The following is a 13,852-nucleotide window of genomic DNA, read 5'->3' as shown; positions in this document are numbered from 1 at the left end:
GCGGCGTCTTTCGTGCGCTGTACTCCGATCGACTTAGATTTCCTCGAATCCTGACTGCAATGGGTCGAACTTTAGCGTGCGGGCATTTTCGGACACGGTTCGGACCGTGCTGTCGCCAAAGCCGTCGGGCTTCGTCGCCTCAATGTCGAGGCGGATGGTCAGTTCAGTCCCCGGCTCCCGCAGGTGAGCGACGATCTCCTCGACGATGTTCTTAAACTCGCTTGCATAATTGTTGACGTTGAGGATCTTGGTGCCGAAGAAGCGGGTCTTCAGGTTCTTTGGGGCGACGATCGGCGGCTTGCCATCACCGTCCCGCTTGCCACCGCCGGTCAACTTGGTGCCATCGCCATCAGTGCCGATGGAAGTATCGTCACTGCCGCCACCGTCGGTCGTCGTTGCCGAGGCCTCGGCCTCTCGCTGCCTGAGGGCGACCTCAGGCTGCACCAGCAGCAATGAGTCGGTCGTCGCGGGCGCAGGGCTCTTGTCGTCAGGGGTCCACAGGCCGATGTACCGCCCGGCGGATTCGTCGAAGCCGGTCGCCAAGGCGAACGCTTCGATTTGCCAGTGCAACGGCAGTTCGACGATCCCGGCCGCCAGCACGCCTCGGTCCCGCAGGCGTGGCAGGTACGGGTACTGGCTGTACAGGCCCCACAGCGTGCCGAGCGAGACGTGCCCAGCCTTCCAGATCTGCGGCACCTTGCTGATCGCGAGCCGGATCGTCGCCGCAGCCTGTCTCGTGGACAGGTCTCCGTCGCTGCCCAGACGACGGGAGACGCGGTCGGCGAGCGAAGTGGACTGGCCTTCCGCCTTGGTCTCCCGGATCAGGAAGGGAGCGCCCGGGTCGGGCTGCGCGGGCACGAGCGCCCAGACGAAGGTCTGAAGCAGCCGTGACTCCGCAGTCTGGTCGGCCTGGGTCCGGCGCTGGGCCGCCTGGTTCCGCTGGTTCTGGGTCAGGTCGAGGTCTGCATCGTTGTCCAGCACGTGCTTCCAGCCCAGGAAGTCACGCGTGGCGGCTTCCAGTTCCTCTAGGCGAGCATCGTCGGCCGCCAGAAAGACGAGCATGTTGCGATGAGCGCGGTTCGCCGTCCCGCGGTGCTCGGTGGCCCGCCGCGCGAAACTCTTGGCCGGGGAGTCGGTGTTGCGCTTGTGGGCGACCTTCGGAGGCAGGACGACGAGCCGCACCTCGTCGATGTCGGGGATATCGGCGTCCGACTCAGGGCACACGTGCACGCCGGCGAAGTCGCCCCGGGTCCTCGCCTGGCCCTGGAGACGGCGGACGATCTCGGCCCACACGTCTTCCTTGTGGAGGCGCTCAGCCTGGTCCTTGGCCGTACGCGTGATGTTGGCCTGCAGATCGTACCAGTACTTACCCGAGCCGGCATAGAAGTAGGTCGCGCGGTCGGCCAGCTGCGTCAACGCCGCGTGGAAGTTTCCCGGCACGTCACCGGGCACGGCAGTTCCGAGGAAAACCCGCTGGGTCTCGAGGCCCTTGTGCGCGGAACCGATCGTCGGAACGGCACCGAAGAAGACAGTGCGCGCGAGCCGCCTGGTCAGCGACCGCTGCCCGAAGAGCGGCTTGTCCTTGTCGATCCGCGCCGGCTCGGAGCCAGGGCCATCGACATCGGCATCGATGATCGCCTTCCACGAATCCTGCAGGTACTGCGTCAGCTCCGCGTTCACTGATGCCGTCGCGAGCGGGATTGACCCGGGCATGATCAGAGGTGAGGCGTCCTCGCCGTCCCACAGCGCGTGGATCACAGTGCTCATCAGCCGCAGCACACCGCGGGTTCGCTGGAACCGTTCGAGCGACGACCATTCCTCGTAGAGCCGGTCGAACAGTTCCGGATGGACGGGGTAGGTGCGCTTGATTCTCTCCTCGTACGCCGTGTCCCGCGCCTCGCGCGGGAAGTCATCGGAGTACTTCCGGTACAGCTCCACGTAGGCCCGCGCGGTCGCCCCAATCGCAGCCAGCGCCGCCGCGTCGGGCTGCGTGAACAGCCGCTGCTTGACGATGTGGTAGGCCTCGACCGGCGAGGCCGGTCGCCACTGGTCGGCGACCCGTCGCACCACGTTCTGGAGAGCCTTGAGGGCCTCCAAGCCATTGGCACCACCAACCTCCTCAGCATTGCCAACAGCGATCTTGCCTGGGTCGTCGTCGGCGCTAGACGCCGGGATCGAGATCGCCAGGAGAACCCCGGAGGTGCCCTTGGTGGCCTCGGTCAGGGTCTGGGCAAAGGTGAACTGGTCCTCGAACGTGCCACCGGCCAGCTCGTCACGTCCGACCAACGAACGGGCATAGGCAACCCACTCGTCGATGAGGATCACCGCCGGCGCGTGATCCTTGAGCAGCGTGTGCAGGACATCACCGGGATGCGTCCGGTCCTGATCCGCCTTGGCGACCAGCGCGTAGGCCTTCGCGCCGCCGAGCTGCCAGGCTAGCTCGCCCCAGATGGTGTTGACGTGCGTGCCGTCGGGCTTGGTGACCCCCGACGGGCTGAAGTGGTTGCCGACGATCGCAACTCTGTTGACCTTCTTGCCGGTGTATCCGTTTGCCGTCAGCAGGTCCTGGGTCTCCTGCGGGAAATCGCCGACGGGCCTCCCCGCCGCCACGTGCCAGAGAGACAGCATCGAATGGGTCTTGCCGCCACCGAAGTTTGTCTGAAGGTTGATCACCGGCGGTGCGTTGTCGTCACCGGCCAGTCGCCGGACCGCCCGCCCGATGAGCTGATTCAACCCCTCGGTCAGGTAGGTGCGCTGGAAGAACGCCACCGGGTCGGAGTAGCCGGAGTCCTGCTCACCGCCGAACGCGACCTTGTACAGGTCGGCGGCGAACTCGGAGGCCGCGAAGTTGCCCGTCGCGACGTCGTCATGCGGCCGCAGGACCTCGCGCCACGGCTTCAGGCCGGTCGCCTCAGGGTTATCAACCGCAGCCTTTAGAACCTTCTTGTCGTCCTTCTCGGCCGTCACTCTGCGTAGGTTCAGCCGGATCGCCCGAACCTGCTCAGCCTCCGCGGCCGCGCCGATCAGGGCGATAAGGCGCTCGCCCGTGTCGAGCGCACGGTACGCGTCGTCGTCCGTGAAAGTGCCGTTGTGCGCCCATTTGTTGCGCACCTCGCGCAGCTCGATCGCGAACGACTCACCCACCTTACCCAGCGCGTTATTGAACGGATACCAGCCAGGCTGGAACCCGCCGGTAAGATTGCTCTCCGTGAGCATTCGCAGCTGTGCCTGCGGGTCCCGCGGGTCGTAGGCCTTGTCTACCGGCGCGCCATTCTTCACATCCTTGGCCTGGAGCAGCTTGATCCATTCGGCGCCAAGCGCGGGGTTCGCCTGCCCGATCACCGAAGAGATGAAGTCGTCCAGCGCCGGCGCCATCACCTGGAACATCCGGTCGATGCGTTCGCGGTTACTCAGTGCCATCTCAGTCTTCCTCGTCGAACTCGAACCCGCCTTGCCGGGCCGCCGTGGGCATCTTCTCGGCGCGAGCAGTATCGACAATCTCGGGCCAGCTGGCGACCAGACCGTTGAAGCTCAGTGCATCCTTTGTCCACCCGTTGCTTTCCGCGATCCTGAACAGGAGATGCGCAAGCTCCTTGATAAGGTCCGCGTCGATCGCGGCATCCGTGCGGCTTAGAGCGGCGTGGAGGAAGGCTCCCGATGAGGAGATTCCGTAGACATGGATGGTCTTGATCAAGTAGTGCAGTACCTGCCAGTTGCTGGTACGGGGGTCTGTTGCCGGGTCATAGTCGCCAGTCATATTCTCGGGTTTCAGCAGCTGAACGTTACTCGCCCGGGAAGTGAGAATCTCGTCGTGAGCCATTACTTCCACACTTGAGTTGCGCGCGCGCGCAAGGCTGTCGGCATCGCCGAATTTGCCGACACCATACCCATGCTGCCGGTACCAGGCGATGGCGAAGCGGGATTTCGAATCAAAGTCTCCCTCCTGCTCATTGAGAACTTGATCAAGAATCTCATTGATGCGAGCGAGCGCCGATCTCACCGTCATCTTGGAGCCGCTCGACTCAAGCACAGCGCTGTAACGACTGAACACAGCCATTCCTGGGCCAATCGCAGCTTGCGGAAGATCGACCGGCGCGATCTGCCCTTGCTGCAACTTCCTCAGCGCATCCGGCAGCTCGGTCTCAAGGGCGGCGATGAAACCGCGGCGATCCGTGACGGGCGCATCCTCGGGTCTTGGCCGCAGCGAAAGTACGATCGAGGACGCCAGTGCGTTAGAGGCCGACGCCCGCATGCGCGTGGCCCCCTCGGTCCGCATCGGCCACGTCGCAGTGATTGACCACCCAGACCTGATCATCCCTTCTAGGAGAGTCTCCCAGCCGGACGATACTTGCCCATCGTCATCGCTATCGGATTGGCGGAATGCATAATAAACGCAGATGGGAAAGTCGTGTCGCGCAGCCTCGCGGGCTCGAGAGAAGACGGCTCGAAATCCGTTTTCGAAGAATCGCTTCGCCTGCTCCCTGCCTCCCTGTCTTGCTGGGTTTGCTACCAACTCCTCGGACTTCGGTACTAGAACCGTCGAAAAAAGCTCTGGGTAAAAATTCCCGAGCGTTTGCCGCAGCCATACATAGAAGAAATCCGAGAGGTCCGCATACGGGACGTTGTCATAATACGGTGGATCTGTTGACAGCAACGGCGATCCGCTGAGATCCACGTCAACGGCCGAGGCTTGGGCGACGAAACCGTCTGAGGCCGGATTTAGGCCCTCAAGAGCCTTCGCGGCCCCATCTACAACACCCGTCCAGTCACCACCTGCTCCGGCGAAAGGCATACATTCGGCATAGTCCCAGACCATCGCGATGGCTTGCCGACCAAATGCGGGTGCAGTCTTATCCGCGTCGGGGCGCCAGCGGGCCAGAGTGCAATGAAAAATAGTCATCTTGCTGGCGCAGAGGGCGAGATAGGTCGCCACCGCGTTAGCGTAATCTTCACCCCCACGCTCCAAAACCAACCCACGGACCTCTTCCACCAACGAGCTGAAGGTGACGAGTGCCGTCAGCTGGCGATTCGTGAAGAGACTCGCCGTAGTTGTCATCCCATATAGCGGAGCTCCCATATACTGCGAGTTCGTCGAGAGAGGCCCGTCGGGGAAATCATCCGGTAGCGGTATATCTGCCGCTCGAGTCTGCTCGGGCGTGGGCGCGAGGTACGTTCGTTGCTTGCCGACATCGGCAACAATTGCAAGAAGCACTGCGCCCATTCGCCCGGACATTCCCTCAGCCTTGATATACGCCGTTCGTGCGACGGACCTACAGGCCGGGCAGGTTGCCCCTTGCTTGCCCGACATTGTGCCTTCAGACTTTGGCCCTGAAGCGCCGTGTCGGATCTCAAAACTAAATCGAAGGCCAGATGGATGCGTCTCGTCAGAGACAACCGAAGGCTCAACGAACGCCTCCCTGCCTCTTCTCTTACCCAGCCACCATGAACGGACCAAAGGTACCTCAATTGAGCAGGCAGGGTTGGAGCAGTTGACAGTTCGTGCCCATATCCACGCTATTATCGGAGCTGTGCCACCGGCGGGCAAGACCGCCTTTGGGTAGAGGTGGCCAATCCTCTTCTCGGCTTCGTGGCAGATCCAAGCGCCGTATGCGCGCACATCTGCTGCCAAGCCTTCGGCGCCTGTCCATTGCCGAATCTGTGTTTCCCTGAATCCTGGATAGACCGGTGGCATGTTTCGAAACTTGGCGGGAATCTCGATCAAAGCCTTGTTGATCACCACGGGCACAGGGTTCAGATCCGAGGCGTGCGACTCCAAACCGAGACGCTGCGCTTCTAGAGGGATCGTTCCACCACCTGCAAAAGGGTCGAGAATCGGTGGTGGAGCGCCATTCGTCGACTTCAGGATCTCCAAATGTGCTGCGTCAAAGAGTTTTCTGTCTCTCGTGTTGTCCCAATCGACAAGTTGTTCAATAATATTGTGAAGGCGCTCGCGCTCCTTGCGTTGCAGTTCTTCCGTCGGGAATTCGTCAGGTCGCGCACTGGGGTCGTCGACAAGCTGGGCGAACAGCACAGCCCGCGCGGCGGCGAGGGGGCGCCGCGCCCACCAAAGGTGCAGAGTCGACGGGTGCCCATGACGAATGGACTTTTCGCGGGCTGACTCCCGGTTGATCGCCTCCAGCGGTAGCGCCACCTCGATGAGCTTTCGCTTCTGCATTACCGTCCCACCCCTCTATGGCCGAACCTTCTGGCCCCGCTCGCGCGGCGTACTTGCTCCGCCTCAATCCTGTCCAAACTTGATGTGCCCGTCACGGTGCGACCGGGTGGAGCTGCACCAGGCTGCGTTGTAGCGCGTCCCGGAACGGGACTCCCGGGTGAGTTCGATAAGTCCAACGCTGCCAGCGGGAGGGGTGGCGTGGGCCGTCGCCCACCCGCCACACCGGCAGCGCAGTGGCAGCGATCGTCTGTTTCAGCCAAGCGACCTGATCACCATGGTGCAACCGTGCCGCGCCTGAAGGCGCCGTGGCGCCGTAGGCGAGCAGGACGCCGTCCGCTCCATTGATGGCGGTGTTCAGAAGATCACGAGCCATCAGCCAACCTTCCACGGTGGCACCGAGAACGTCGATCTCGCCGGCCGCCGCCGAGGGCAGCGAGAACAGGTTCGCAACTCGAACCTCGGTGAAGCCCAGAAGGTCTGCCGCCAACTCGACCCGGCGAACGGTACGTGTCCCTGGAGTGAGCGGCGGATTGGTCAGCACGGCGAGGAGGCACGGAAGGTCGTTATCCGACATCAGAATGGCCGTGACCCCTTGGCCCAGGTCTTGGCCCAGTCGCCCCGGTGGCCGGTGGCCTCGAAGTCGCCCAGTTCGACGCCGGCGAACGGGTCGTCGAGGTACTGGACTTCGTCGTGCTGAGGACCGCGAGGGTCGACCTTGACGAGGGCTAGGCGATAGCGCGGCACGGCGTTCTTGCCGGTCAGGACCTCGTTGTGGGTGACGAAGAAGTCCTTGGCGCCAGCAAGGCGGGCCTTGACCTCGATGCGGTAGGTGTGGCCGTCGGGGGCCGTCGAGAGGATGTCGAAGCCATTGTTGTTGGGCGGCTGCTCGACTGGCCTGCGGCCGAGTTCGCGTTCGCGAGCCAGAACCAGGTCGACGCCGCGGCGCTCGACTTCCTTGGTTTCCTTGGCGTGGATCGGCGCGTTCGCCGGCAGCTCAGCCTCGAGCGCCTCCACGGGTAGCACTAGGGCAGCGGTGAGGATGCGTGGCGGTTTGATCGACATCAGGGCCTGCTGATCGAGCTGGCCCAGACGCAGACGCAGCCGGTGGTCGAGCTCGACGGCCTTGCGATTGAGGCTCTCCGCTGACTCCTTGGACTTGTCGCCTCCCCGCTCCTTCTCGCCGGCAATGGTGGCGTCGAGAAGGAGGCGGTCGCGCTCGTTCATCAGCCGCTTGGTGACCAGGTCACGGATCTTGGAGAGTTCCGCGGCGCGGCGCGGCTGAACCTCGGCTAGGTACTTAGGGAGCTGGTTAGCGATGATCCAGCTGGTCGCCTTGTCTTCAGCCTCTCCTAGCCAGGGCAGCCGCCGGGCAGCCTCGGTGACGGGCCCCTCGGGGGCGGCTACACAGTCCAGATACGGCGCGGGCCCGGCCGGGGTGACCGTGCCGAAACTGTCTACGTAGGCGTAGCTGAAGCGGCGGGACACAGTCGCGCCGGTGGCGTCGGCGACCTCCTCGATCAGCCCGACGAGCAGGTGCGGCTCTTCGAGAGTCGCCGAGGCCAGGACCGTTCCGCTGTTCAGCGTGCCGCCGAACTGTCGGATGGCTTCGTCCATAACGGCGTCGTGCAGGGGGTGGCCCGGGGCGAGCAGGTCGGTGCGGCTGCGGCCAGTGTTGGTGAGATCGTCCGGCTCGGCACGCGCGAGGTCAAACGTGACCCGGTCGTACTTGGTCGCGATGGGGCCGTGCTTGCTGGCCCGGAGGTGGGCAGGGACGTTGGCGATCTCGTAGCGGCCTTTCTCCCTGCGGGCAATGCGACCGCCAAGCCGGGTGAAAGCTGCCCTGAAGGCGAGCTCGATGTAGTGCGGTTGCAGACGGCGGGCGCGCGCCTCGTCCATGGCCGCGCGAAGGGCGTCCAGGTCGGCCTTCGCGAGGTGCTCGGTGGCGAGGGCCCGTTCTTCCAGGAGCTCGAGCAGGCCCTCGCCGACGTTGCGGTCGATGACCTCGTGCATCCTGGCCTTCACGCCGGGCTGTTCACCGTACTGGATGGCCTCCAGAAGCAGGGTCCGCAGCGGGGTCTCGGCGAACGCTTCGCCCAAAACGTCGAAGACCTTGCCGCCGTAGGCCCTGCGCATCTCGTCGATCTTCTGGAGCAGCCGGGAGAAGACCTCACCCTCGCGGGTGTTGGCCGCCACCAGGTTCCACAGCCGGCAGATCTCCTGTTGGCCGATGCGGTGGATGCGGCCGAAACGCTGCTCGATGCGGTTCGGGTTCCAGGGCAGGTCGTAATTGACCATCAGGTGAGCTGCCTGGAGGTTGAGGCCCTCGCCCGCGGCGTCGGTCGCGATGAGGATCTGGCAGTCGCGGTTCTTGGTGAACTCCTCGGTGATCTGCCGTCGCTCAGCGCGACGGACACCACCATGGATCGCCCTGACCGCGTCCGGTCTGCCGATCAGCGACCTGATGCGCGTCGTGAGGTAGTTGAGAGTGTCCCGATGCTCCGTGAAGATGATGAGCTTCCGCGGCCACCCGTTCGCGTCGCTCGTCAGCACCTCGTCCTGCAGGATCTGGCTCAGCTCGGTCCATTTGCGGTCGGTGCCGAGGTCGCGGACTCGCTTCGCCACCTTGACCAGTTCCCCGAGCTCAACCAGCTCGGCGTTCAGCTCCGCGACGGTCTGCGCGGCCGTGGCCTCGTCGAGCAGCTCTTCCTCGAGAACCTCGATCTCTTCGGCGCTGTACTCGTCGTCGTCGAGGACAGCGAGATCGACGTCGGTCGTCTGTTCGGTGAGCTTGCCTGAGAGGAGGTCCTGCTTCTTGCGCTCGAGCCGCTCGGTGCGGCGGGCCAGGGACCTGTAGATCGCTTCTGGGCTGGAGGCCAAGCGCCGCTGCAGCACCGTGAGGGCGAACCCAACGGTGTTGCGCCGCTTGCCACCGATCTTGTCGGCGCGGTTCATGCCCTCGCGCACGTAGGAGGTGACCTGCTCGTACAGGTCGTACTCCAGGGCTGTCAGCTCGTAGGGAACAGTCTCGGCGATCCGTTCGGGGAACAGCTTCTTGCCCTCGAACGTCAGGAGGTCCTCCTTGACCATGCGGCGCATGATCCCGGACGTGTCGGCGGTCTTCGTCCGCTTGCCCTCGAAGCGATCGCGGTCAAGCAGCGTGAGGAAGAGCTGGAAGTCTTCCTCCTTACCCGAGTGCGGTGTGGCCGTCATCAGCAGGAGGTGCCGGGTGATCTCTCCGAGCAGTTCACCGAGCTGGAACCGCTTGGTCTTGGTCAGCTTGGCGCCGAAGTAGTGCGCTCCCATGCGGTGGGCCTCGTCGACCACGACGAGGTCCCACTCGGTCTCGCGAAGCTGGGCCTGCAGGCCCTCGTTGCGGGAGAGCTGGTCCATCCGCGCGATCAGCAACGGATGCTTCTCGAACACGTTGATGTTGACATCGGCGTCGATCAGCTGGTTGGTCAATAGGTCGAACCGCAGCCCGAACTTGAAGAACAGCTCGTCCTGCCACTGCTCGACCAGGCCACCCGGGGCGACGATCAGACACTGCCTGACGTCGTCGCGAAGGATCAGCTCCTTGATGTACAGGCCCGCCATGATCGTCTTGCCGGCGCCGGGGTCGTCCGCGAGCAGGAACCGCAGCGGGGTACGGGGCAGCAGCTCTCCGTAGACTGCGCGGATCTGGTGCGGCAGCGGCTGCACGTCGCTGGTCGCCACCGCCAGCATCGGATCGAACAAGCCCGCCAGGGTGATGCGTTGAGCCTCCGCGACCAGCTTGAAGTCCGACGCGTTCGCGTCGAACGCGCGGCTGCCCGTGCTGGCGACGGACAGGTTGCCCTCGTCCTTGCGGAAGACGACCTGCTGGCCGAGGCTGCCGTCGGTCTTCTTGTACGTCAGCTCCAGCGCGTCGATCCCGTGCGTCTGCGCAGCGAGCACCGTGATGATCTCGCCCGGGATCAGCCCAGCGATGCGCAGCCCTGGCTTCAGTTCCTCAAGTCGCACGTAGATCTCCCCCTCTACCGGCGCGCCCACGGTATGCGACAGGTACGACAAAAGTCGGCGCCTAACGGCGCAGGCTCCGTGATCGGCGTGTCGGCGGCCATCGCTAATCTTCGCAGCGACGGCACGGGGGGAGCAGAGGCGGATGAACAAGGAAGAAAGACAGCAACTCGAGGCCACCATCGCGGAGGTCGGCGGCTGGGCTGGCCAGGCGAAGTCGATCGTCGACGATCGGGCCACGATCGAGCGCCTGGCGACGGAGGCCCAGAACCGGCTCCGCCGCGCCCTCGTAGACGTCCCACGCGACGGTGCGACGGCCTGGCGGGTGCTTCCGCTGGGCAGCGGCGACGACCAGGCACTGCAGGCGCTCGCCCGCAGAACGCAACTGCCCTTGCTCAACGATGACGACGCGGCCGCCGTCAGGCGGAGCGCGGCCGCCCAGAACTCCGTAAATCAAGCGCGCCTGCTGCTGAGCGCGCGTCGGTTCATCAGCAGCCGAGCCAAGCGCGACTCGGGCCAGGACGCGGCCACCTTCCTCACGGGCTACCGCGCTCGAGGGCTTTCGCGCGGCCTACCTGGGCTTCTGGACAGGCTGTCACAGGAGGGCTACGGCTACCGCACGATCAGCCGGGTCGAGGCGCCCTCGGATGATGTCGGACTCAGCCGGTCCCTCGGCAACCCGGGAGTTCCCGAACTCATCGACAGCCAGGCCGTCGCCGGGTTAGGCCAGGCGGTCACAGAGATCGACCGCGCTCTGCGGGACGAGGCTGCCTTCCGGGAGGCCGCGATCGAGGCCGGGAATCGAGTGAGGCAAGCCGAAACCAGGCGACTGCTCGCGGGAATGCCAGTCGACCGGCTCAAGGAGACAACCCGAGACCGGCTGCCGCTCAAGACGCTCACTGACGCGCATATCGACACCGTGGCCACCGTGCTTGATCGCGGCAGACGCCTCGAAGCTTTGCCAGGCCTGGGGCCAGTCTCGGCCACGCGGATCCTCGGAGCGGCGCAGACGCTCTGGCAGTGGACTTACGACGAGATGCCGACCCGCATCGACATCAAGAGGCGCAGCCCAGAGGCCGCTGAGTTACTGCGTCGGCTCGGCGCTTGGGACGCCACGAGGAAGCTTCGCAATGCAAGCTCCGACGTGGCGCGGGCCAAGGAGCTGGACCGGCTCGGGCGCTCCCTTGACAGCCGCCACAGCCACCTGGTCCTGTTCTCGTCCTCGTCTCTGGGCACGTCAGAGTTCCTCGCCGGGGTTGATGCCGTCCGCTCCCGAGCGGCCCAGCTCGCTGGTAAACACCTGAAGCGGCCACAGGCCGCCGACCCTTGGGAGGACTTCCTCTCCCGGCCCGCGGACTACTTCGGCATGCTCGCCGAGCTCGGCCTCACGTCCGAGGATGAGACCAAGAGCCATGGCGATCTCCCTGACCAGATCGTCGAGGCCATCCGTGCGCTGTCTCTCAACACCGAGTACCTCACCGTCGGATCTCTACGCGGCTACCAGAGCTTCGGTGCCCGGTTCGCTCTCGTCCAGCGCAAAGTGATCATCGGCGACGAGATGGGGCTGGGGAAGACCATCGAGGCCCTGGCCGTCCTCGCGCACCTACGTGCACAAGGTCACCAGCACGCTCTCGTGATCTGTCCGGCGGCAGTAGTCACGAACTGGGTTCGCGAGATCTCGTCGAAGTCGAAGTTGAGGTCCCACCGCGTCCACGGCGCCTTCGACCGCGAGTTCGCGGCACGTAGCTGGATACGCGGCGGCGGGGTTGCTGTCACCACCTTCGACACGCTGGCCTGGTTCATGCCCACACTCACACAGGTCAAGGACCTGGGCTGCGTCGTCGTCGACGAGGCGCACTACATCAAGAACCCGGCCGCCAAGAGGTCTCAGAACGTCGCTGCCGTCCTGCAGCGGTCTGATCGGGCCGTTTTCCTGACCGGCACTCCGTTGGAGAACCGCCTCGAAGAGTTCGCCAACCTCGTGCGCAACCTCCAGCCCGAGCTCGTCATCGACACCAGCGGGCTCTCTCCCAGGCGGTTCCGCCGACAGGTCGCGCCAGCCTATCTACGCCGCAACCAGGAGGACGTGCTCACCGAACTGCCCGAGCTGGTCGAGGTTGACGAGTGGCTTCCCCTGTCCGACGCCGATTTGGCCGCCTACCGAGCCGCTGTTGCCGAGGGCAACTTCATGGCCATGAGGCAGGCTGCCCTGAGGCACGGCGAACGGTCCACCAAGATCCAGCGACTCAAAGAGATCGTCGCAGAGGCCCGGGACAACGGACGGCGGGTCATCGTCTTCTCCTACTTCAAGGATGTCCTGAGGCAGGTCGTCGACGAACTGCCGGGGACGGTCATAGGTCCGCTCATCGGCTCGGTCGCCCCCGACGAGCGTCAGCGCATGGTCGACGAGTTCTCGGCAGCCAGCCGGGGCGCCGTTCTCGTCGCACAGATCATCGCCGGCGGCCAAGGGCTCAACATCCAAGCAGCCTCGGTCGTCGTAATCTGCGAGCCGCAGCTCAAGCCCACTACCGAATCTCAGGCCATCGCTCGGGCCCACCGCATGGGACAGCTCGAATCCGTCCAGGTGCACCGGCTGCTGTCCGAGGAGGGCGTCGACCAGAGAATTACCGAGATCTTGGCACGCAAGCGAGCCATCTTCGACAACTTCGCGCGCGCCAGCGCGACAGCCGACAGCGCTCCCGAAGCGTTCGACGTGTCGGAAGCAGAACTGACTCGCGAGGTCATTGCAGCCGAGCGCCTGCGCCTATTCGCGCCACCGGCCGCCGAGCCGGCTGAAGCAGCGGCAGACTAGGTGGTGCCTCGGCCGCCAAGTTTGGCCCGCTTCGTGGCGTCCGTTGACAAGATCGTTCCCGGATGGCGGAATGAACCAGATTCTGTGACACCTAGCCTACGCCATCGCGGGCCACTAACCTTCTTGCTCTGAAAACTCCCGAAATTCTACTGAGGCAGTACTTCGGCGGCCAGTTTGACGTCAACGCCCATCACACCGTGTTCCCCGTAATCCCAAACCACGGACATTCATTCAGCGGCGTTGACGATGGATTGCAGAGCAATGCCGGTCCAGCCGCGGGCGACGGGTTCGGCTTGTGCATTGCTGACGATCGTGCCGTGGCCGCCCGGACGGTAGTGCAACCCGGTGTAGCGGACGGTGCGGTAGCGTCCGCCCTCTCGGGAGAGCTCGGTGATGTTTCCGGTGCCAGGGGCATCGACAAGCTTCTTGTACGCCTGAGCGCTGGCCTCGTCGGGCATTTCTACCCACGAGATGGCGATGAGCACGGTGTCGCCTTTCTGATCCTTCAACTCAAGCTGCGCCCGATAGAGATCCGTGCACGGTTGCCGCTGGAAGAACGTCTTCACCTGACCGTAGGCGTGCTCGGCGCACGGGGCGCCGTCGTGCTCTAGCCGGCCGTTGCCGTGCAGGCCCTTTCGGGCGAGCCGGGTCTCGACGGACTGGAGATCTTCAGTGCTGATCTCCAGAGTGGGGCGTTCTGAGGATCCCTGGGAGCGGCCCCGGCCAGCTCCGTCTGCAGAGGCCGACGAACCGCCGGCGGTACCGCTAGCCGTGACGGTGCCTGTCGTGGTGATTCCACCGACGGCCACCGTGGCGGCCACCGTCACGGTGACGACGACTCCCGATCTCTGGCGCGCGGCCTTGTCGCT

Annotated in this window: 6 protein-coding genes; 1 reads left to right on the top strand and 5 read right to left on the bottom strand. The window is 64.6% G+C overall.

The window, feature by feature from the left end:
* Positions 1 to 33: 33 nt before the first annotated feature.
* The 4 genes from I6A60_RS06180 to I6A60_RS06165 all read right to left on the bottom strand — a co-directional run bounded on the left by I6A60_RS06180 (position 34) and on the right by I6A60_RS06165 (position 10,174).
* Positions 34 to 3,420 carry a Swt1 family HEPN domain-containing protein gene (locus tag I6A60_RS06180; RefSeq protein ID WP_203013794.1) on the bottom strand — a complete coding sequence of 1,129 codons (3,387 nt, stop codon included), beginning with the start codon at positions 3,418 to 3,420 and terminating at the stop codon, positions 34 to 36.
* Position 3,421: 1 nt separating this feature from the next.
* Entirely contained in the window at positions 3,422 to 6,175 is a 2,754-nt protein-coding gene (locus tag I6A60_RS06175) for a DUF1156 domain-containing protein (RefSeq protein WP_203013793.1), read from the bottom strand.
* 91 nt (positions 6,176 to 6,266) lie between these two features.
* Positions 6,267 to 6,749, bottom strand: coding sequence for a hypothetical protein (locus I6A60_RS06170; protein WP_203013791.1), 483 nt, complete (start codon positions 6,747 to 6,749; stop codon positions 6,267 to 6,269).
* Positions 6,749 to 10,174 carry a helicase-related protein gene (locus I6A60_RS06165; RefSeq protein ID WP_203013789.1) on the bottom strand — a complete coding sequence of 1,142 codons (3,426 nt, stop codon included), beginning with the start codon at positions 10,172 to 10,174 and terminating at the stop codon, positions 6,749 to 6,751. The genes I6A60_RS06170 and I6A60_RS06165 overlap by 1 nt, the downstream gene beginning before the upstream one ends.
* A 142-nt stretch (positions 10,175 to 10,316) precedes the next feature.
* On the opposite strand from I6A60_RS06165, the gene I6A60_RS06160 reads away from it, so the two are divergent.
* Positions 10,317 to 12,983, top strand: coding sequence for a DEAD/DEAH box helicase (locus I6A60_RS06160; RefSeq protein ID WP_203013773.1), 2,667 nt, complete (start codon positions 10,317 to 10,319; stop codon positions 12,981 to 12,983).
* 227 nt (positions 12,984 to 13,210) lie between these two features.
* On the opposite strand, the gene I6A60_RS06155 is transcribed toward I6A60_RS06160, so the two are convergent.
* Entirely contained in the window at positions 13,211 to 13,810 is a 600-nt protein-coding gene (locus I6A60_RS06155) for a hypothetical protein (protein WP_203013770.1), read from the bottom strand.
* Positions 13,811 to 13,852: the final 42 nt, after the last annotated feature.

It is taken from the genome of Frankia sp. AgB1.9, assembly GCF_016786355.1.
Lineage (GTDB): Bacteria > Actinomycetota > Actinomycetes > Frankiales > Frankiaceae > Pseudofrankia.
The sequence above is the reverse complement of the archived record's forward strand: the minus strand, read 5'-3'. Positions and strand labels throughout refer to the sequence as shown.